The organism is Nitrospira sp. Ecomares 2.1, from assembly GCF_965152585.1.
The window spans coordinates 3,761,743-3,782,393 of record NZ_OZ224219.1 but is presented as its reverse complement, the minus strand read 5'-3'; the positions used below and the strand labels follow the sequence as shown (position 1 = coordinate 3,782,393).

Here is a 20,651-nt window from a genome sequence, read left to right as displayed (position 1 = left end):
TGACCCAATCCGCGCTTTGCCATATAGAGGATTTCCTTACCTTATGCACTGAGGTATACTCTTCCTATGCCATTTAACCTACCTCTGAAAGAAATGACCCTCCAGGAAAAGCTTGCGGTCATGGAGTTGCTTTGGGAGGACCTTGTCCGTACTCCCGATTCGATTGAATCTCCTCCCTGGCACCGTGATGTTCTCGAAGAACGTGGCCAGCGAATCGCCGAGGGAAAATCTCAATTTACAGATTGGGAGAAGGCCAAGCTCGAGATTCGCAATAAACTCTCGTGAAAATCCAGATCCTGGATGAAGCCCAGCAGGATTTAATCCAGGGCTTTCGTTTTTATGAAAATCGGGAACCTGGGCTTGGGTCTAATTTCTTAGACAGCCTGTTTTCCAATGTTGATTCCCTTCTGTTGTATGCCGGAATTCACCAGGTCACGTATGGTTATTTTCGGTGTTTGTCCAAACGTTTTCCCTTTGCCATTTACTATCACGTCGATGAAGATTTAGTGCGTATACATGCCGTGTTAGATTGCCGCAAGGATCCCTTATGGGTCAGAAGCCGGTTAAGAAAAGAGAATTAACCGGAATCGGCAGAGTGGTGTGAAGAGAATATCCATTTGTCCTTCACAATCAATGATTTCATGAGGCATATGCATTTCGGAAATTGTTGGATTTTCCGCAATTGGAAACTAGAAAAATTTTCTGTCTGGAAGTGATGGCAAAAGACGATAGACAAGAGGTTTTTATCGTCCGAGAGCAAGAAGAGTTTTCAGATATTGTCCGGTGATGGAGTCCGGGCTATTGGCGATGTCTTCCGGGGTTCCTTGGACGACGATGTGGCCACCGGAATCGCCTCCGCCGGGGCCGAGGTCGATGACCCAATCCGCGCATTTGATGACGTCCAGATGATGTTCGACTACCAGGATCGTATTCCCTTCTTCCACCAGTTGCTTCAACACGGTTAACAGGCGCGTGATATCTTCCAAATGCAGTCCCCTGGTGGGTTCGTCCAGGATGTAGAGGGCCCCTTTGTGGTCTGAGTTGGCGGCTGATCTTTTTGGGGCGTTGGTCAATTCCCGGGCGATTTTAAGCCGTTGGGTTTCGCCACCTGAAAGAGTTGTGGCGGGCTGTCCCAATGTGAGATAGCCAAGACCGAGCTGTTGAAGCACGCGCAATCCTTTGAGGACCTTGGGACAGGAAGTGGCGAAGAATACCATCGCTTGATCGACGGTGAGATTGAGCACGTCATGAATGGAGTGTTCTTTGACTTGAACTTGTAGGATTTTTTCCTTGAATCGTTTTCCTTCACAGTCTGCACAGGGCACGTAGAGATCTGCCAGGAAATACATTTCCAGTTTTTCATATCCATTGCCTTGGCAACGAGCGCATCGGCCTTTCCCGGTGTTAAAGGAAAAATGCGCGGGGGTGAGCCTGTGCGCCCGCGCTTCCGGGGACTGCGCAAATAAGGCCCGAATTTCATCATAGGCTTTAATGTATGTGATGGGATTCGAGCGCGGGGTTTTGCCGATGGGTTCCTGGTCAATAAGGCAGACGGTTCGGAGATGTTCCTGTCCCGTCATGCTTGCTAGCTCAGGTTGCGGAGGAGTGTCCACCTTAAAAAAACGCGCAAGGGCTGCATAGATGGTGGCTTCCACCAGGGTACTTTTCCCTGATCCGGAGGGACCGGTGACACAGACCAGCGTGCCGAGGGGAATGTTGAGGGTGAGGCTTTTGAGGTTTTGTTCCCTCACTCCTGTGAACTGAAGAGCTTTTCCATTTCCCGATCGACGTTTGGAAGGTAAGGGAATGGTTCGTTCCCCACGTAAATATTGTGCGGTGAGTGATTGGGGATGCTTGAGAAAGGTGTGATAGGGGGCCGCGCAGATGACCTCTCCGCCTTGATTGCCTGATTGTGGTCCCAGTTCGACGATGTAATCGGCCTGTTGAATGATCTGCGGATCATGTTCCACCACAATGACGGTGTTGCCCCGCGCCGCCAACTCTCGCAAAATCATGCCCATGGCTTCGGTATCGCGTGCATGGAGGCCGATCGTCGGTTCATCCAGGACATATTGTGTGCCCATGAGCTGACTGCCCAATTGTGTCGCCAGATGAATACGCTGAGCTTCGCCTCCGGATAACGTCCTCATTTCGCGGTTGAGTGTGAGATAGTCCAAACCCACGCGCAGGAGAAATGATAGTTTCGATTGCAAGGCAGTCAACAGATCCTTGGCGATCGCCTCCTCAAATGTTCTCAGCGGCAGGGTCTGAAGCCATCGTTGAAGATCCGAGAGTGGCCATCCGCAGACCCCATGAATGTGGCATTCATTGATTTTGACCATGAGGGATTCCGGCCGTAAGCGGGTTCCCTGGCAGGTTGTGCAAGGCGAGGGACTGCGATACCGGCTGAGGAAGACCCGGACATGCATCTTGTAGCGTTTGCCTTCTAGATATTTGAAAAAATCATCGATGCCCTCGAGCTTTCCTTCTCCTTTCCAAATCAGGTCCCGTTCCGCTTGGCTGAGCTGGCTGTAGGGTGTGGTTGGGTCGAGGTTTTTTTTCTTGAAGGCTTTGAGCATTTCTTTCTGCCACCAGACATTGGAGGGTTTCGTCCATGGTTCGATCGCGCCGTCCTGTAGGGATTTTTCGGGGTCGGGAATCAGTAACCGTTCGTCGTAGCGCAGGATGTTGCCGAACCCTTTGCATTCGGGACAGGCCCCAAGTGGATGATTGAAGGAAAAGGACACGGGGCGTGGCGTCGGGAACGTCCTGCCACACCCCGGACATGACAAATGGGCGCTATAGCCTAAGGGGTCGTAGTCTCCGATGATGACGCTTGCGCGGCCTTCACTTTCGCGAAACGCCGATTCCAAGGCTTCGACCAATCGGCTGCGGGATTCCTGATCTAACGTCAGGCGATCCACGACGACCAACAGTTCGGATGGCAGAGATGTGGGAAGAATATCCGTGTTGAGGTTGATCAGTTGCTTGTTGAGGACGATACGAATGAAGCCTTGCTTGAGAAGTGCCGTTTTCATGAACTCCAGGGCATCAGGATGGGGCGCAGATTTGGGGAAACAAACGAGGGCGCGTTCCTTGGGAAACCGTTTCAATAAATCTTGAGCGACCGTGGTGGGGTGGTGGGCGATGGCTTCTACCTTGCAGTCGGGACAGGTCAGTCGTCCGATTTTGGAAAACAGCAACCGGAGATAATCTGAAATTTCGCTGGTCGTGCCGACGGTGGACCGTGAGGTTCGAATCGGATTTTTTTGTTCCAAGGCAATCGAGGGACGGATATTGGTGAGTCGGTCTACATCAGGCCGTTTGACGCGGTCCAGGAACATGCGCGTATAGGATGAAAGCGATTCCACATACCGCCACTGGCCTTCCGCAAACAGGGTATCGAAGGCCAAAGAGGATTTCCCTGATCCTGATACACCGGTGACCACGGTGACGGCGTTGTGCGGGATGCGGAGCGAAATGTTTTTGAGGTTATTTTGCCGCGCGCCTTCAATGATCAGGTCGGCATGGGGGGAGCTGGAAGGTGAAACTGGTTTTTTTGAGGACATATTCAGGGATGCTGACCATTCGGATCGTGGAAAAAACGAATCTATGGTTGTACCCTGTTCACCCCCTTCTCGCCAAGTAGCCTCAAGAGAAGGAATCCATGAACAAATGTATTGGGTGCATTGAAATGAGGAAGAAGGCCCCTGAGCCTAGAGTCGTCCTAATGTATCACCCAGCCAGACAGCGGCGAGACCCACGAAAACATGGATGATGATATTGGCGGAGGCTTTGAGCATGGCCCCGTCTTTCAGGAGTGCCAGGGATTCGAATCCGAAGGTCGAGTAGGTCGTGAATCCACCCAGGACGCCAATAAACAGAAAAATTCTGGTGTCCGTTCCCAGGATATTCCTGGACTCGGCCACTCCATGGAGTAACCCGATCAGGAAACAGCCGAGTATGTTTACGGCCAACGTGCCAATGGGGAAGGCCAGAGTCGGGATCAGGCGGTTAAAGAAGCCGGCGACCACAAATCGGCCTATCGAACCTAAGAACCCACCCAGACCTATCCAGAGGAGTTGTGGTAATCCGTAAGGAATCATGGTTGGCGTATGCCGGTTAGGCAATTTCCTTCAGGATGAAGGTCCGGCGCGATTTGGCGTGGGGCGAACTGGGTGGTGAGTCGTGTATGGGAGTCATTTTCTTCTTTTCTGTCGAGTGTTTGATGACTTTTTTCGAGGAGTCTGTTTTCGTGTGGTCCTTTTGCCAGGCTTCTTGGTTGTCGGTGGAAGGACCACATTGGGATCGGCCCAGAGCGCGATTCCCCCAAGAAGACCTGCTGTATTTGGGACGATTGTGGCATGAGATGGCAGTGGGATGGTGACCTTTTTTGCATTGCCCCCGCCTATGTAGAGATGGTCGAAATTAATCACTCGATCTAATATCTCAATGGCTTTGGCCAGACGGAGATTCCATCGCTTTTTCCCCACATTGTTGAGTGCAGGGGCACCCAGTTGTACTTCGTAGGTCTCTTGTTTTCGAAAGGGGTGGTGAGCAATTTCCATATTAGGCACGAGGTGCCCATTAATGAATAGCGCGGTGCCAAATCCGGTTCCCAGGGTAATGACCATTTCGACCCCTTGGCCTTTGATCGCGCCATAACCCTGCACATCCGCATCATTTGCTGCCCGAACCGGCCTTTTGAGCTGTTGTTCCAGTTCGCCAACGAGATAGGTTCCGGGCCAGGATACATCCAGGTTGGGCGCTGTTTTCACCCACCCCTGATGAATCACACCGGGAAAGCCGACTGATACGCGATCAAATTGCCCGAGTGTTTGGGCAATTTCCATAATAAGCGGGACAATGGCCTGTGGTGTTGCGGGTTTCGGTGTGACCATTCGTACCCGTTCAGAAAGAGGTTGACCGGACTGATCGAGCAAGAGGCCTTTGATTCCGGATCCGCCAATATCAATGGCGAGGGTGATGGGTGAGTGGGGGCCCTTTGAATTTTCTTGTTTGGGAGTCATGGGAGTATCTCCTCGAAGTTTAAAAAGAAGTTGAAATGGTCCCCATCTAGCCTCGTCGACCGTTATACACTACTCCGCCATTCTGAACATATTGTTGTAAGACTGCGGAGGCATGAGTTCGCCCGATATCCATGGTGACCGCAATTCCCCTCTGTTCAAGTTCCATCATCCAATTCGCAGGTTTGGGGCCTTCATCAAATCCAACCGCTTCAGCGTCGCTTCCTCTGGCGCCACAGACGATGTGTCGAACACCGGACCAGGAAATCGCGCCCAAGCACATACTGCAGGGCTCGCAACTGGTAACCAGCTCATGGCTGGGAAGCCCGATTGCCCCTAAATTATGGGAACGAACGATTTGCTGTGCCATCATCATCGCGACGATTTCAGCATGGGCAATTGAACTTTTCGACGAAAGAACAAGATTCACCCCTGGCGCGACCAATTCTTGAGTATCCATGCGGAAAACTCCTGCCCCAAATGGTCCCCCTGTTCCATATTGAATGTTGAGTTGTGCCAGCTTAACGACCAATTTCATACGAGCATCCGGAGTCGGGTATGTCTCCGGTTGTTGTGCAAGATAATCGGTGATCCAGCCTGGTAACTCAAGGCAATATGGTTGAAACCGTGTAGAAGGGATGCTCATATCAGGGAGTCAGGGGTTTGAGTGGCAGAAGGTGTGAAGAACGGTTATGGGATTGTGGTGCCGGTCTGAAAAACAACCCGAGGGGCTTGTCCCGTGAAAGGGAGCCCCTCGGATTATGTGGTATACACCACAAACAGTGAACCTCATGTCTAGCATGGCCCATCAGTAGGCTAATGACGCGTTTCTCGTTTATGGTTTGGCCGAATCTTCCAGTTATGAAGGTTGAAGATCCCTCTTGTGACTCACTTCCAAGCTCGGTAGGGTGCCCACTGGCAAATGCCTTTTGGCATGCTTGTGTTGGAGCAGGGATGTGATCCGGCAAAAACGAGAAGGCCCGTCAGGAGACTGAGGCGGGTTTTGCCGCCGATGGGCCAAAATAATCCGGTGGAGTAAGGTCGTCCATCTGAGACCCCCTTTCCTCTTTACGGTTTGAAAGGAGATGCACGCTCATTCTCTCCTTCCATTCATAATCGGCTTTTATGAGCGCAGAAGTAATGCTACGCTCGTCAGAAAAATCTGTCAATAGGGTCCTAGCCCGTTATCAATCCATGGGAAAGAGACGATGAATCATTTTAGAAACCAGGTGATTCTCATCACCGGGGCGTCTTCGGGGATTGGAAAAGCGCTCGCTTGTGCGTTGGCGCCACAGGCTCCCAAGCTGGTCCTTGTTGCGAGAGATCGGTCACGCTTGCAGGAGGTCGCACTCGCCTGTGAAAATTTGGGAGCGTCTGCACTGGTCATTCCGACGGACGTGACGGATCCCCATGCCTGTTCCGCGATGATTCAACAGGTGGTGACTCATTATTCCCGGATTGATGTGTTGGTGAATAATGCTGGCATGTCCATGTGGTCGACGGTGGAGGATGCTCACGACGTGGAACTGTATCAACGCGTGATGGCGGTGAATTTTTTCGGCAGCGTGTACTGTACCAAATCTGCGTTGCCGTTTTTAAAGGCCACGCAAGGCAGGATTGTTGCAATCTCCAGCGTTGCAAGTTTTACGGGATTGCCTGCTCATTCAGCCTATTGTGCCAGTAAGCATGCGATGAACGGATTTTTTGAGTCGCTTCGTATTGAGTTGGCAGGAACCGGAGTCACCGTAACCATTGTGGCCCCCGATTTCGTGCAATCCGAAATTCATGAACGAAGTATCGGGCCTCACGGTCAACCCTTCGGGCGAATACTTGATGGCCATTCCAGATTTTTACCCGCCGAGAAATGTGCGGACATGATCATCAAGGGCATGACCCTGCGGAAACGACTGGTGTTTACATCCTGGAGAGGACAATGGGGCCGATGGATGAAATTAATGAGCCCGCAGATGATTGATTGGATAGCCCGAAAAGGCATGGCCGATGCTGATCGGCCGTAACGGGAGATTCCTTTGCCGCTCTAGGGCATGGCATAAGACACTCGTTCAATCTGGTGGCCTTTTTCTTTCAGCAGTGCGAGTAATCCATCTTTTCCCGCAAGGTGAGCCGCACCCACAATGATCAAGACGTTTTTCTCCTCTTGTAAGAACGATTCTATTTGGGGAATCCAGTTCTGGTTTCGTTGGACGAGAAGTTTTTTGTAGAACAGCGGGTAGGTTTTGAATGACTCCACCAATTGTTCCAACCCGTCGAGATTTCCCTGGTGCCAGTCTTTCACCATATGTAAAAACGCCTGCTCTCGTTCCCTTGACCCCGCCGCGGCGAGTGATTCCTGAAGAAGAGCATCCTGGATGTTGAACGGAAGAGTATCGAACACATTCAATTGGTCTTGAATGGTTTCCAGCCCGCCCGTGGGTTTTCCGGCATCCTTGGCCATGCGATAGAAATGATTTTCAATTCCTAATTCAGGCCGGAAATCTATGGAAGAATCAAATCGTCCGCTTAGCGTGAGATAGAGTACCCAGGGTTTGTATTGTTGGAAATCCTGGATTTTCCCTCCCAAGGCTTTAATTTTCTGTTTGACCAGCGTATAGGTTTTTGGTGAGAGCACCGTTTCCAGTGTTTTCCCTTTTGGGAGGGTGTACTGTTTTTGGTGTTGAGAAAATGAATCGGGAGAAAAAAGTATTTCCGGATCAATTTCAAAGACGACCTTTTGTGAATTGTAATAAGCATAGGAGAAGGATCTGGTGAGAGGATAATATTCTTCGGCCAATACATGGATCGAACCCAAAATATAGACGGTATTCGTGTCAGATTGGATTTTGTAAATCAGGCTGTTGTTGTACCCATCCCCGACCACCTGGCCATTGACCGTCCCAGTTCCCAAAACAAAGAGGATCAGAATGAACAGACAGCGTAGGCGTAGTTTCCCTTGATGGTGATGGAATGCAGCCATTTCAAATCCCCCTGTTGAAGGTGTGATCAGGTCCTGATTTGGGTGTGAGAGAGTTATGTGCCCCGGTGTCCGGCATCTTCTTTGGGTTCTTATATTCGTCGGGTGTTTCTTTCCGGGTAATTCATCGGTGGTTGGAGGGAAAAGGTGAAATGCAGAGATTGAGTTGCGATATCGAGATTGATGGAATGTGCGACTGGTTCTTGTCGAATTCAACAAGAATGGGCATGTTCCTGCCAGGTCTATTTACCGATATTGATCAGGTTATCCGTATAGTGGAATGAGCTCTGCCGGATTTCCCGTCTCTCACTTCATACGAAGGGGGGCTAGATGTCTTGGTGAGAGGAGAAAGCTGATACGGACTCAGGACTGTGGGGAGGGAGAGGATTCTTGTTGGATAACCTGAAAGTCTTTTTGGGTGATGAAATGACCATCGGCATACAGACGAAATTCATACCGACCCGGCCCAGGAAACATGAGGTAGGGAATGTTCACCCCAAAATCCTGGGTCATTAAGCGGTTGGATATGTCAATGGGGGGGAGGGAACCTTTGCCGACAGTTTGGTCTTGATCGAGGTACACCAGTTGGATTTCAAATGCGTACCTGCCTTCTGCATCGGTGAGCGAAAAATACACGCCGACTTGTGGGTGCTGGCAGGGGAACGTTTTGGCCCAAAGATGCGTAAATGCACCAATGAGACTCTTTTTCCCCGTCAGACTATCGATGATAATGGTGTCACATACTAAAAATGCGTGAATGATCGGTTTGATAAACCCCGCCATATTCTTTGTCCTCTCTATCTTTTCACATGATTATTCGAAGACTCTTCTATGTTGATTATCCAATGCCGGGGTTTTTCTGTTAGCTAAGAAACAGTCGGGTCAGCCCCACTCCCACCAAATATAGTACGATCGCCAAACCATATGCCGTCCAAAAGCCTAAATTGGGGACAAACGCAATCATCGTTCCCACATAGACAAACCATGGGGGAGAAAGCCAAATCATGTGTTTGGCAAACGAAACGGTCGGAGCCGGTCCGGCATTGACGAAGATAAGGATGAAAGTTACTCCGCTGATGACCGGCAGAGTGCTGGCCAAGGCAGCCAGAAACCCTCTCCCATGGCTTCCCAGATATGTGGAGACACTCACTAACGTTCCGCCCAGGACAAAATACAACCCATATCTAACCCATTCCGGCATCGTCCCTCCTCGCGTCATGTGTAATTATTGTTCATAGAAGGCCTCCATGGCCTCCTGGTGAAGTTTGTCTCCCTGCCCGGTATACCTGGGAGAAAAATGAAAGACGACCAATTGTTGTACCCCGGCTTTTCGTCCGAGGATTCCTGCCTGGCGGGCCGTAAGGTGGTAGCGATTGGCAGCCTTGTCCCGGTCGGCTTCTAAAAATGGTGCCTCGCAAAATAAGGTCGTTGCCCCTTGGGATAACTGAATAATCCGTTGCTCATTGTCGGCATCATAACGGCAATCCACGACATAGGCGATCTTTTGTCCCTTGGTGATCGTCACGAATTCCCGTTTCATGATTCCCACATCAAATACTCGCTCTTCTTTCCGGTGTTCAAAATACAACGTGGCGGAAAAGGTGTGCGAATCCGGTGCGCCATCTACTATTAATTGTTTGGCGTCCTTGAGCCAGGAGCCGACCGGAAGACCAGCCTCATGGAGTCGGGCTTTTTTAATATTGATGTGAAACGGTTCTTCCAGGGAAAAAGCCAGCGACGGGATCCGATGGTTGAGCGCGACGGCTTTCACAAGAAGAGCCGGTTCTTGAAGAACCGGAAAAATGTGGGAATGATCGCCTGGGATTAAGTTCTCCTGTTTACAGACAAAGGCGTCCTTCGCATGAAAATGCCCGGATTGGATATGGGTGGGGTGATATTCTCTGGCTTCGATGGTGAGTGGATATCCATCAACCAGATTCCAGGTATAACCACGAAGTTTGCCTTGAATGTTTTCAATAAGACCTGGTGGCCCATGCAATCGAAGGTGTTTGCCACGACCCAGGGCCACACGAATAAGCCGATCAAACCCGATAAAGTGATCCATGTGCGTGTGAGAGATGAAAATATCCTGCGCCCGTAGAAGCTGGGTGGGGCTCAACGACACATTCTCCCCTAGATCAAAGAGCAGGGCACGCCGGCTCCAACGTATATCAACATAGAGGCCGGGGTCTCCAAAGGGATGATTCACCAGATGAGGCGAAAACGAGGGTGTCATGTCAATATTCCCCGTAAGATGAGATAGAGAAGAATCACTTCCACAGCATGAGCCGCTATGACCATATAGAGATTGTGCCATCGCATCCATAGCCATCCCCACACCAGGCCATCCCATATGGCAATCCAATGTAATTCACGGAATGTCGACACCATAAAGGGATCAAATGAAAACGTCAGAGCCGATATGGATAAGGGGAGGAAATTCTGTAGGCAAATATTGGTGGTCGAGGGGTGATCGAGTTGACGCACATCTTGAAACCATATCAGTAATCGGCCCAGGAGAAATCCGCGGAAATTCAATTCCACCCCCATGGCAATCAGGATGATGAACCACGGTAACATGATCCAGAACGGAACCTGGGCATGAGGGGTCTGGGAAAGAAAATTGATGTCCACCCCCAAAGCAGGCATGACGGTCAAGATAATCCCAGTATTCAGTATTCCCAGTGTGATGCCAATCACAGTCCCTCGGAGAATCCCTGCCTGTATGTTGTTGAATTTTAGCCCAAGTTTGTGGAGTTGATCCCCATTTTTATATGCCCAGGTGCATAAGGCGCCATAGGCCATCAATTGTGGAGCAAACTGGGCGGCAGTGTGGAGTTGCCAGTGTGCCGGTAAGAGGTAAAACCCGATTGTGGCGAAAACCGGGAGAAAGGCTAATCCTGAGGCTCGTTCTTTCTGGGATATCACAGGCGTGCAATGGTCATGGAAGGCATCAATCGTTTCTTCATAGCAATTTGTAGAAATCAATTGAACTGGATACTCTTATAGATAGCGCAAGGTTTCAGCAGGGTCCAGTTTTAAGCCTTTCGTGGCGGCCCCTAATGCAACGGCCAACTTCCGGAGCATGGTGAGACGAGGGTCATATATCCCGGCCTCAATCCGTGCCAGAGTGACGTAGTAATGCACTCCGGCTTATTCCGCTTATTACACGAATTGAGAGCCTTAGGGCTTGGCATATTCACTTTTAGACCATCTCAGGGTTCTTCATAGGTTAGCGAATAGTCTAATGCAGGTTAACTGAGTTTTCTATGTAGCGGCATTACGGTTTGCTATTTGATCCCATCATCCTGTTTAGCGGGATCAAATATGTCCGCTCATTCCATCCATGATTTGTCTTTTCCCAAAAAGACTCTTCATGATCTTCCTCCGGTTTTGTGGACACGTCAAAAAGTATGGTTGGGCTTGCTTCGTTTCTGTAGGTACTCAGCCCGATTTTGTGGGATAAGGGTTACCTCTCCTCACGATTCTTAACGCCAAAAGCCAAGTGTTAAATAAGTGTGAGAAAAAGTGACAAATTGGGGTGAAGAGAGGTAAACCGTGGAGTAGGGGAATAAAGAGATTCAGTAGTGTTTATGCAGGGGTGAGGGATAGCTTGGTAGGTCAAGCACTTCTACAATCCCCTCGAAGCGATTGGAAAACCGGTTTCATGGTCCTTTTTCAGCCTAATCAGACTCAAGCAGCCCACAACAGCCAGGTTATCCCACACTCAAGGGCGATGAAAGCTGCTTACCTTCAGGCGGCCTCCCCTATTGGGGGAGTGCAATTGTCACAAGAACCCCACCCATCACGTCTCCCGCCTTGAAATCCCTCTTTAGGCTTTGGGGGTGCCCATTGTGACAATCTGCGCAGTGCTGAGACACGGCTTTATCGGCATAGAGTGCTTGGAAGATTCGAGCCTTGCCCTCGGTTGTAACGCCTGTATAGGGACGATCGGGATTCTCGATGATCTTCGTAAGCCCGGTCCGCTGGAACACTGTGGTTGGGCGATGCTCTTTATTTATCGCCCAACTGCTGATCAACCGGAATTGAATCAGTTTTTGCTGCTCTGCCATGAGTCGCCCCGATTCCTGCAGGAATTGGGCGGGTAATGGGAGGTCTCCATCCATTTTCCAGTTCTCCGAGGCAAAGGCAAGGCCTTTCTCCTGCATCCGATCCACAATCTCCATCTGGTAAAAGGTTCGATCCGCTTGGACTACACTATGCACATAATCGGCCACGATTGCGGGCGATAGGCCGTTAGGCGGATCTGTCTCCTTGCTCGCGGCGGGGAACGCCCACTGACCGAGTAGGAACGTGAAGGTGGTTCCAACCACGAGGCCCAACCAAAAGCCTCTCATGTTCATGATGCGTTCTCCATTTCTTTTTCTGTTTGTGGCTTGATTCGCTCATTGGCTCCGATAGCGGTGCTCTCAAACAAATAAGTCCGAACAGTTTTTGAACTATGGTGCTCCCATTGTCGGGACCAAAACCAGCGCTTTTTTAAAATGGGTATTTCTGGAGTTATTGCTCCCTTTACTGACTTGTTCGTATTCTTGCCCCAAGCCTCCTGTCCGAGGCTCTTGCTCTGTCTGGCCGGGCTCTTTTTGTCTAAGTGACCGCGTATACCTGCGCCAACGTTCTATAGGCTGTTTAGTGTAACCTTTCGTAATAATGAAATTCAAAATTGGCCTTGATCAGCATAAGTTTTCTGCACGCTCTGAAAGTCACTCACACTCAGATAGACTTTTGTGTACAACCCCTTCCGCCAGAGTCGTTTGAAAAAGATGTTATTGAACACCCGTCCGAGGCCATCTATGCCGACTTGAATGGGTTTTCGCCATTAACAAATGCATGCGCCGACTATACCAATCCATGATGGCAGGCTTCCAAGACCACTTGGAGGTTGGTGTGGGGGGAATAGTGTATTTGAATTCCAGATATCAATTTCCTCCTCTTATGGTGTGAAGAAATTCAGTCTTATTTAGTGATCCCGAAATACATAATTTTCACTCTCAGAAAGAATGCGGGGACTCCTCACACTGATGCTCGGCTAGGCCAGTTTTTTGAGAGTGAGGTCGGTTAGAAAAGGAAGTCGGATCAGGGCTTAAGATGGAATGATCCAACGTATGCCTGTTTAATGTTTCCACGATCTGCTTGATCCTGAATTTATCAAAGCCGTATATTTCTGCAATTTTTCAGGTGAATAGTTGGACAGAGAACGCCTTGGCTACCTGGTCAAATGAGATAGCCTTTTTTCTATGGCAATGCTGCGAGTGAATGGGATGATTAATTTTCCTCAGAAGACCTGAGCAAAGAATGCTCTATGGGAGGATCGAGGGAGGAGGGATTTTTATGCCGTGATTGGGATGGATGTGGGTTGCCATTCGGGGGTTGTGGACTTCCGGTGAGAATGCGTATCATCCTAGGCGCGATGGATTTTTTGTCTATTTAATATTCATATCATTTGAGGGTAAGGATGGTTATGAAACATGAGGAGCTGAGTCCGTCTATGAAGCCTTTTCTGCCAAATCTCTTGTCTGATCAAAGGGTGGTGGACAAACAAACGACTCCTATCGGTCGAGCGAGGGTCTTTGTGTTGGCCATGAGTTGTCTTGTGATGACGGCTTCCGTGGGATATTCCGAAGAACAACCTCATGAGCTTCCTAAGCCATTTCATAAAACGACTCCCCCTCTTTTTCAGGAATGGAAATTTGATCAATCGGCTTTAAGTGAATTACCCGAGGGCTTTACCAAGGCGGTCGGGGAACCTTCAGGAAAAGGGGAATGGTCAGTCAAAGAAGATCCCTCTGCCCCCAGTCGTCCCCATCTGGTGGAACAGCGCTTACAATGTGCTGAAGATTGGTGCTACGAGATATTGATCGCAGAAGGCGCGGTGGCCGAATATGTGGATCTCTCAGTCCAGATTAAACTTAATTTGGGAACTCCGTCAGGAAAAGCTGGATTGGCCTATGGGGTCCAAGATAATAAGAACTTCTACGCCGCGGTTGTTGAACCTAGCACTAACGAGGTTGTGGTTTATGTAGTCAAGAATGGAGCACCAACAGAATTAGGCAGGGAGTCCCTGATTCCTCGATCTGCTGAATGGCACTTTCTCCGAATTCAACGGAATACGATTATCAGCAAGGAGATTACCGAAATCTCTTTTGATAACCATTTGGTGCTGAGCGTGGCTGATCAATCATTCAAAAAGGGTCAGCTGGGAATAGTGGCAATTGGGGATGGGAGTTTTTCGTTTGATAATCTTCGGGCGATGGAACTCCAGTCGAATCGCCCGCTTTCCAGGCCATCAGCCTATTGAGCGGCACCCTATTAGCGGATATCAGGCTCGAGTCGGCTTAAGACAAGGGTCAACAAGTCTTCAGGAGTGGAGGCTTCAAGGAGTAACTCCCTGTTTGCCTGGATGAGAAACCCTTCTTGGACTTGATGGTCAAAAAATCTCAAGAGACCATCAAAGAAACCAAAGCAATTCAGCAGTCCACAGGGTTTGTGGTGAAGTTGTAACTGTGCCCAGGTCACCATTTCGCAACATTCTTCCAATGTTCCAAATCCACCGGGTAACGTGATGAATCCGGCTGACAGATCTGCCATAAGGGTTTTTCGTTCATGCATGGTGTTCACGATATGCGTAGCTGTGAGCTCCTGATGTAGGAGCTCCTTCTCCGCCAGATGCTTGGGAATGACTCCAATGACAGTTCCACCATTCTGTAGGACGGTGGATGCCAGTACGCCCATTAGTCCGATATTCCCCCCGCCGTAGACCAATCCCATTCCCTGTTGGACAAGCGCATGCCCCAACCGCTGAGCCATGTTGGTAAATCCTGGTTGGTGGCCGAGGCTGGAGCCGCAGAAGACGCAAATATATCGCATGGGAATGGGTAATTATGTTCCGATATTCGTAATAAGTCTGGTGGTTAGGAGAAAAAGAGACGGTTCATGCGGAGTCAGGAGAAGCCGAGGATTCTCCAAAGTAACAGAGTTTTTTCATTCGTTTGATAGGGGGAGAGTGGTCAATGAGTAGGGATTGATTCGAGAGCCATTTAAGTGGATGCCCCAATGGAGATGAGGGCCCGTGGCTCTTCCGCTTGATCCGACTTTGCCTAACGCTTCCCCTTTTTGAATTGTTTGCCCGGAGGTGACGTCAATCTCTGAGAGGTGGAAGTACATGGAAAACAAGCCTACTCCATGATCCAAGACCACACCCTTTCCGGAGAAAAAGTGATCGACTGTTCTCACGACGATTCCTTTGTTAATGGCTTGGACCGGAGTGCCTTTTGGTGCCGCGATATCTTCTCCTGAATGAGGTCTTCGGGACTGACCATTAATGATTCGACGACTGCCAAACACTCCGGTGACTTTCCCATTCACAGGCTCAAGAAAAGGCCCATCCCATAAAGGACGTGCTCCAATATGGTGAAAGGTCTCTGTCAATTCTTTCTTTTCTTTTTGGACTCGCTTTAATGTTTTAGCGTCAAGATCAACCGTATTTTTGGGTAGAGTCAGGTGTTGGACGGTATAGTCTTCTTTGATGATGAGGACGGAGTAGCTGAGATGGTCTGTTCCGGTGTCGGAATGGACCGTGATACTTAATTCCTGTATCCCCGGTGGATCTTCCATGTCGATTCCCACAATGCCCGCAAAGTTGCCATCGCCATGGGGGAAGAAGGGAATCTTCCGTTTGAGAAATAGACCATTCACTTTGGCCTTAGATTGAGATATTGGAACGTTGATCCAGAGGACTTGGCCCTGCTTTCCGCTGACATGTCCATTGGCACCCGGTCGGCTCCGTTCCGCACTCGGAACGATCTGAATAGGGAAAATGCTGGCGAGCAGCAGACAAACGATAAACAGGATTTTCCATGAGACCGAAGGAATGGGTGGAGGCGACGTGTTCATCAGGGGTAAAGCCGATTATGAGGGACTTGGCTGAGCAATTCTTCTACGCGCCGATTAAAAGGACAAAAGGGATCCATGCATAGAATAGTTTCTTCCCAGTACCCGTTCAGTTTGAGATACGTCCAATCCACAGTATAAGACCGATTTTTAGCACGGGCAAATCTGATGAAATCTCCTCGCACTTTTGCGCGTGTGGTTTGAGGAGGAATCGTTTTTGCTTGTTCAATCGCGTCCTCATCGATCATTTTTCGAATATGATTACGTTCAGCTAAAAGATGAAACAGGCTTCGTTGTCGGTTAATGTCATGATATTGCAAATCCATCATGCCTAATCGGGGGTCGTCCCATCCACAAGACTTTTTGGCCATGTAATTTTCGAGAAGCCATTGTTTGGTGATCCAGTCGATTTCGCGGACGAGTGACATGGGGGACGTATTCAACGCCTTCAACACTCGACCCCATTCATAATGAACCTCTGTCATGATTTTATTGGGAGGTTGCAAGGCTAAATATTCACCTGCCCGTTCCCAGAAGGTCTGTTGAATCTCCAATGCGGTCAGGCTGCTCCCATCCTCAAGCTTGACTGTTTTTTTTAGAGTGGGATCCCGAGAGATATCTCGAATCGCTTTAACAGGTTCTTCTAACTCTATATGAGGAATGGTGAAACCGTCTTCGATCATGGAGAGGACGATCATGGCTGTCCCCACCTTTAAGTAAGTGGAAAACTCAGACATATTGGAATCGCCGAGGATGATATGCAGTCGACGGTATTTTTCGGCATCAGCATGAGGCTCGTCGCGGGTATTGATAATGCTTCGGGAAGACGTCGTGGAGGAAGACGTTTTTTCATGGATATGTTGCGCGCGTTGGGAGATGAAGTATTGAGACTTCCCTGAGACTTTCAAGATTTTTCCGGCCCCAGAAAAAATTTGACGAGTGACGAAAAAGGGGATGAGTTGTTCGCTGACTTTCCAGAAATCCACATCCCGGCGCATGAGGAAATTTTCATGGCACCCATAGGTGTTGCCGAGGGAATCCGTATTGTTTTTAAAGATAAAGATCTCGCCGGATAGTCCCTCTTCGCGCAAGCGCTCTTCGGCAATGGGCAGACAACTTTCCAGGATCCGCTCACCGGCTTTATCGTGGATGATCAGATCAAGCAGATCGTCGCATTCGGGAGTGGAGTATTCCGGATGGCAGCCGGTGTCCTGGTAAAACCTCGCTCCATTCGTCAGGAAGGCATTGGAAGGCCAGCTATTGGGGATGAGTCCTTCAAAAATGTACCCGAGGATTTTTTCAATAGGAAGGTAGACCCGACCATTCGGGGAAAATGTCAGACCATATTCACTCTCAAGGCCAACAATGCGTTTCATCATACCCGGCCCGTCCCTCTCCGCAGACACTCTAAGGACAGATCGTGCCCTGTCCTCCACCGGCCTCCTTCTCGTTTAAAGGACCTACCCGCCAATCAATAGAAATCCTCCTCGAGTCCTTCGGTCTTGCTGAATAGGCCTTCTCAAGAGATTCGATCTTTCACTTTCCGTGTTTTGGAAATGAATCATGGTTGAAAACATGGGGATGACTACACTAATTCCCATACTCAGAATACACCCAGATCCATCAATGATCAACTGAATGAGGGGAGCAAAACAGGAGATGTTACGACAGAATTTGAGAGGCCTCGATGATCGGGACCCGGCGAAATCTTCTACCTATTCTGGTGCGGTCCAGGAGAGCGACTTCCAAGCCTTCTAAATTTGCTCGAGAATCAGCCCCCTGTTCAAAGGCCTGTTGGCAGAGCGTTAAGGCTTCTTTTAGGGACGGGCAGGTTTCCGGAATTTCCTTCCTGAGGAGGGTCAAGATTGTTTCGGACCGTCCCCCAATGGCGGTGAATCTGCGTTCATCCACAATACTCCCATCAAAGGAGATGCGGTATAACTCATTGCGCTCGGGTGTCTCGCCGACCTGGGCCAGGAGGAGTTCCACTTCGTACGGTTTCATTTCCTGGCTAAAGAGGGTGCCGAGAATTTGTGAATAGCCATTTGCCAGGGATCGTGCCGTCACATCTTCGCGACTGTACATCATGCCTTTGACGTCGGCATGTTGAATGCCGGCTTTCCGGAGATTCTCAAATTCGCTGTATCTCCCCGCCCCTGAAAATGCGATGCTGTCATAGATCTCAGAAATTTTAAACAGAGAAGCACTGGGGTTATCGGCGACAAACAGCACTCCATCCGAATATTCCATGGCTATGATGGATCGACCTTTGGCAATACCTTTCTTGGCATACTCCGCCCGGTCCTGCATCATTTGTTCTGGTGAAACGTAATAGGGCAGGGCCACTGTTTAAGTCTCCTGTTTTTGGTTCACTATTGCTTCGCACAATGCCGCTAATTGGGTGTCTTCCACATCCCGAACTCCCTGAGAGTCAACTAATTTTACGGTCGGGAAAATTCGTCGGACCAAATCAGGTCCCCCGGTTCCGACATCCTCATCTGCGGCATTGATTAAGGCACGAAGGGCCACTTTGACCGCGTCGTCTTCTGGTAAGTTTTTCCGAAAATATTCCTTTAAAGTGGATCGGGCATCTTTTCCGCCTGAGCCGACTGCGTGAAAATCCGTGTCTTCGTAGCGTCCTCCGGTAATGTCATATTTGAAGAGCCGCCCAACCTCTCGTTTGTGGTCATAGCCGACAAATAGGGGAATGACCACGAGTCCATGCAAGACCATAGGGAAATTTGCCTTAACCATATGCCCAAGCCTGTTGGCTTTCCCTTCGCAGGTTAAGGGCTGTCCGTCAAGTTTCTCGTAATGTTCCAGCTCGATTCGGAACAGCTTGGCCATTTCCACGCAGGGCCCTGCAGCCCCTGCAATAGCCATGGCGGAATAGCCATCGGTTTGAAAGACCTTTTCCATGCGATTCGCGGCGATTTGATATCCTTCCGTTGCGCGACGGTCTCCGGCGATGAGGACGCCGTTATCATAGGTGAAGGCGAGAACCGTGGTGCCGTGGGGCCAGGGAAACTGATTGGAGGACATCAAGGATGGGTCTGTTTGGCCTTGTTGGGAGAGTGAGGTTTTCCATCGCTCCATGGGGAGCAATTCGGGTCGTTGTGAGGTGAGATATTGGTAAAAACTGGAACACGGATCGGCTGAAAAGTTTGGAAAGGGGATGTCTTTAAAATTCATGTGACCTCAATGGTACCTTGCCGAATGGGTTCTCTGTTCATTTAGGACTTTCCGAGTCGGGATATTAACTGATCCACCGAGGTAATGTCCCTAAACAATTCTTGCGTGAGCTGTTGAGTGCCTCGATAAGGATCCATCAATGGAATACGCTTAATAGTGGAATTTCCCGAATGAAGGAGGACGGACGTCCAACTCATGCCGTACACCTGTTTTGGCAGGTGTTTTAAGCATTGACCTCGAAAATAAGCCCGAGTGAAAGCCGGTGCAGTCTGGCGAGCCCGTTCGACTTCCTGATCAAGAGTCAGACGTTCTATTTGGCCTGTTCGCTCCAAGGTGTAGTACAGCCCTTTGGTTGGTCGCACGTCGTGATACTGTAAATCCATCATGGCCACTCTGGGATCTTTCCAGGAGCATTGTTTGCGATCCATGTAGGATTGAATTAATGCGTGTTTGGCGACCCAATCGACTTCGCGCCGAAGCTCAAAGGGATCACGCTCCAAGGTAGCCAGGGTGGATTCCCAGCGTACAAGCACCTCTTTGGTGATAGGGGAGACCTCTCTGGTTCGATAAAAGTCATGGGCTGATTGCAGAAAGGCCCGCTGAATAGCGATGGCGGTGGTGTGTTGCCCATTGTGTAAAGGAAGCGACGTTTTCACGGTCAGATCTCGTGATACCGCCTTGATGGCCTTGACGGGATCGGTCAATTCAATATGAGGAAGGGCTCCTTCTTGTTCCAGCATTTCCATGATAATGGCAGTGGTGCCGATTTTTAAGAAGGTGGATACCTCGGACATATTGGCATCACCCACGATGACGTGAAGACGTCGGTAGTCGCCTTGATGGGCATGGGGTTCATCACGTGTATTTATAATAGGACGGTGAACCATCGTGTTGAGATCAAGCAGGCATTCAAAAAAATCTGCCCGTTGTGAAATTTGATAGGAAACAGGATCTGAACCATTTTCTGCTCCGACTTTTCCTGCTCCACAAAAGATGGGGCGGGAAACAAAGAAGGGGAGTAGCACGCTGGCTATCTGCTCGAACGGGATCCGGCGGGATAAAATATAATTTTCGTGGTATCCGAAACTGTTGCCTTTCCCGTCTGAGTTGTTGCGGTAGACCAGAAAGTTTTCTTCCCCGCTACTGTGGTTCAGGCGGGCCAGACATTCAGCCACAATGTGGTCCCCGGCACGTTCATAGGCCACCACCTCACGGGGATTGCTGCATTCGGGGGTGGAATATTCCGGATGAGCGCCATCGACATAGAGACGACCGGCATTCGGCAAGACTTTATTGAGTTGACGATTATAGGTCGCGCTTGGTCTTTCGGGTTCGCCTTCGACCGGAAAGCCTCGAGCATCCAGGAAGGGATTTTCGTTCTCGTAATCCCAGAGAGCGGCGGGAGTTGGGAGATGGGGACAGTGACTGATTAACCGAAGGGAATTCGCTACGGGATCAGGGTGGCCTGTGGAGCGAGAAATAATTCCGAATTCAGTTTCCGTTCCAAGAATTCGCAGCAAGGAGGCCTCATGGAGAGCAGCTAAAAATGG

At 49.7% G+C, this 20,651-nt stretch carries 20 protein-coding genes; 4 read left to right on the top strand and 16 right to left on the bottom strand.

Going from position 1 to position 20,651, the window contains the following annotated elements; translation table 11 throughout:
• Positions 1-66: 66 nt before the first annotated feature.
• Entirely contained in the window at positions 67-285 is a 219-nt protein-coding gene (locus ACWHYD_RS16775; protein WP_447963171.1) for an addiction module protein, read from the top strand.
• A complete protein-coding gene (locus ACWHYD_RS16770) occupies positions 282-581 on the top strand; it encodes a type II toxin-antitoxin system RelE/ParE family toxin (protein WP_447963170.1) in 300 nt (99 codons plus the stop codon). Before ACWHYD_RS16775 ends, ACWHYD_RS16770 begins: the two co-directional genes overlap by 4 nt.
• A 162-nt stretch (positions 582-743) precedes the next feature.
• Here ACWHYD_RS16770 and uvrA read toward each other — a convergent pair whose 3' ends face one another.
• The 4 genes from uvrA to ACWHYD_RS16750 all read right to left on the bottom strand — a co-directional run bounded on the left by uvrA (position 744) and on the right by ACWHYD_RS16750 (position 5,565).
• Entirely contained in the window at positions 744-3,569 is a 2,826-nt protein-coding gene (uvrA, locus tag ACWHYD_RS16765; RefSeq protein WP_447963169.1) for an excinuclease ABC subunit UvrA, read from the bottom strand.
• A gap of 147 nt (positions 3,570-3,716) precedes the next feature.
• On the bottom strand, positions 3,717-4,106 hold the full coding sequence (gene crcB / locus ACWHYD_RS16760) for a fluoride efflux transporter CrcB (protein ID WP_447963168.1): 390 nt from the start codon (positions 4,104-4,106) through the stop codon (positions 3,717-3,719).
• A 93-nt stretch (positions 4,107-4,199) separates the two neighbouring features.
• Positions 4,200-5,030, bottom strand: a complete 831-nt coding sequence (locus ACWHYD_RS16755; RefSeq protein WP_447963167.1) for an ROK family protein — start codon at positions 5,028-5,030, stop codon at positions 4,200-4,202.
• A 46-nt stretch (positions 5,031-5,076) separates the two neighbouring features.
• A complete protein-coding gene (locus ACWHYD_RS16750; RefSeq protein ID WP_447963166.1) occupies positions 5,077-5,565 on the bottom strand; it encodes a nucleoside deaminase in 489 nt (162 codons plus the stop codon).
• A 670-nt stretch (positions 5,566-6,235) separates the two neighbouring features.
• Between ACWHYD_RS16750 and ACWHYD_RS16745 the strand changes: the two genes are divergently transcribed.
• Entirely contained in the window at positions 6,236-7,045 is an 810-nt protein-coding gene (locus ACWHYD_RS16745; protein WP_447963165.1) for an SDR family oxidoreductase, read from the top strand.
• Between the two features lie 20 nt (positions 7,046-7,065).
• On the opposite strand, the gene ACWHYD_RS16740 is transcribed toward ACWHYD_RS16745, so the two are convergent.
• From ACWHYD_RS16740 to ACWHYD_RS16715, 6 genes are all read right to left on the bottom strand, one after another.
• Positions 7,066-8,001 carry a TraB/GumN family protein gene (locus tag ACWHYD_RS16740; RefSeq protein WP_447963164.1) on the bottom strand — a complete coding sequence of 312 codons (936 nt, stop codon included), beginning with the start codon at positions 7,999-8,001 and terminating at the stop codon, positions 7,066-7,068.
• A gap of 360 nt (positions 8,002-8,361) precedes the next feature.
• A complete protein-coding gene (locus ACWHYD_RS16735; RefSeq protein ID WP_447963163.1) occupies positions 8,362-8,781 on the bottom strand; it encodes a DUF6941 family protein in 420 nt (139 codons plus the stop codon).
• Between the two features lie 79 nt (positions 8,782-8,860).
• Complete coding sequence (locus tag ACWHYD_RS16730; RefSeq protein ID WP_447963162.1) at positions 8,861-9,199, bottom strand: DUF3147 domain-containing protein; 339 nt, start codon at positions 9,197-9,199, stop codon at positions 8,861-8,863.
• Between the two features lie 24 nt (positions 9,200-9,223).
• Positions 9,224-10,234, bottom strand: coding sequence for a ribonuclease Z (locus ACWHYD_RS16725; protein ID WP_447963161.1), 1,011 nt, complete (start codon positions 10,232-10,234; stop codon positions 9,224-9,226).
• Positions 10,231-10,986, bottom strand: coding sequence for a hypothetical protein (locus ACWHYD_RS16720; protein ID WP_447963160.1), 756 nt, complete (start codon positions 10,984-10,986; stop codon positions 10,231-10,233). The genes ACWHYD_RS16725 and ACWHYD_RS16720 overlap by 4 nt, the downstream gene beginning before the upstream one ends.
• Positions 10,987-11,765: 779 nt before the next feature.
• Positions 11,766-12,362, bottom strand: a complete 597-nt coding sequence (locus ACWHYD_RS16715; RefSeq protein ID WP_447963159.1) for a Tll0287-like domain-containing protein — start codon at positions 12,360-12,362, stop codon at positions 11,766-11,768.
• A 1,145-nt stretch (positions 12,363-13,507) separates the two neighbouring features.
• On the opposite strand from ACWHYD_RS16715, the gene ACWHYD_RS16710 reads away from it, so the two are divergent.
• Positions 13,508-14,317, top strand: a complete 810-nt coding sequence (locus ACWHYD_RS16710; protein WP_447963158.1) for a hypothetical protein — start codon at positions 13,508-13,510, stop codon at positions 14,315-14,317.
• Between the two features lie 11 nt (positions 14,318-14,328).
• Here ACWHYD_RS16710 and ACWHYD_RS16705 read toward each other — a convergent pair whose 3' ends face one another.
• The 6 genes from ACWHYD_RS16705 to dop form a co-directional block, all read right to left on the bottom strand.
• On the bottom strand, positions 14,329-14,886 hold the full coding sequence (locus ACWHYD_RS16705) for an LOG family protein (RefSeq protein ID WP_447963157.1): 558 nt from the start codon (positions 14,884-14,886) through the stop codon (positions 14,329-14,331).
• A 114-nt stretch (positions 14,887-15,000) separates the two neighbouring features.
• Positions 15,001-15,912, bottom strand: a complete 912-nt coding sequence (locus ACWHYD_RS16700; RefSeq protein ID WP_447963156.1) for a M23 family metallopeptidase — start codon at positions 15,910-15,912, stop codon at positions 15,001-15,003.
• Positions 15,912-17,288 carry a Pup--protein ligase gene (gene pafA, locus ACWHYD_RS16695; RefSeq protein ID WP_447963155.1) on the bottom strand — a complete coding sequence of 459 codons (1,377 nt, stop codon included), beginning with the start codon at positions 17,286-17,288 and terminating at the stop codon, positions 15,912-15,914. The genes ACWHYD_RS16700 and pafA overlap by 1 nt, the downstream gene beginning before the upstream one ends.
• 283 nt (positions 17,289-17,571) lie before the next feature.
• Positions 17,572-18,255, bottom strand: a complete 684-nt coding sequence (gene prcA, locus ACWHYD_RS16690; RefSeq protein WP_447963154.1) for a proteasome subunit alpha — start codon at positions 18,253-18,255, stop codon at positions 17,572-17,574.
• Between the two features lie 3 nt (positions 18,256-18,258).
• On the bottom strand, positions 18,259-19,101 hold the full coding sequence (prcB, locus tag ACWHYD_RS16685; protein ID WP_447963153.1) for a proteasome subunit beta: 843 nt from the start codon (positions 19,099-19,101) through the stop codon (positions 18,259-18,261).
• Positions 19,102-19,142: 41 nt separating this feature from the next.
• Positions 19,143-20,621 (bottom strand): depupylase/deamidase Dop, encoded by a 1,479-nt coding sequence (dop, locus tag ACWHYD_RS16680; protein ID WP_447963152.1) that lies wholly within the window; start codon positions 20,619-20,621, stop codon positions 19,143-19,145.
• Positions 20,622-20,651: the final 30 nt, after the last annotated feature.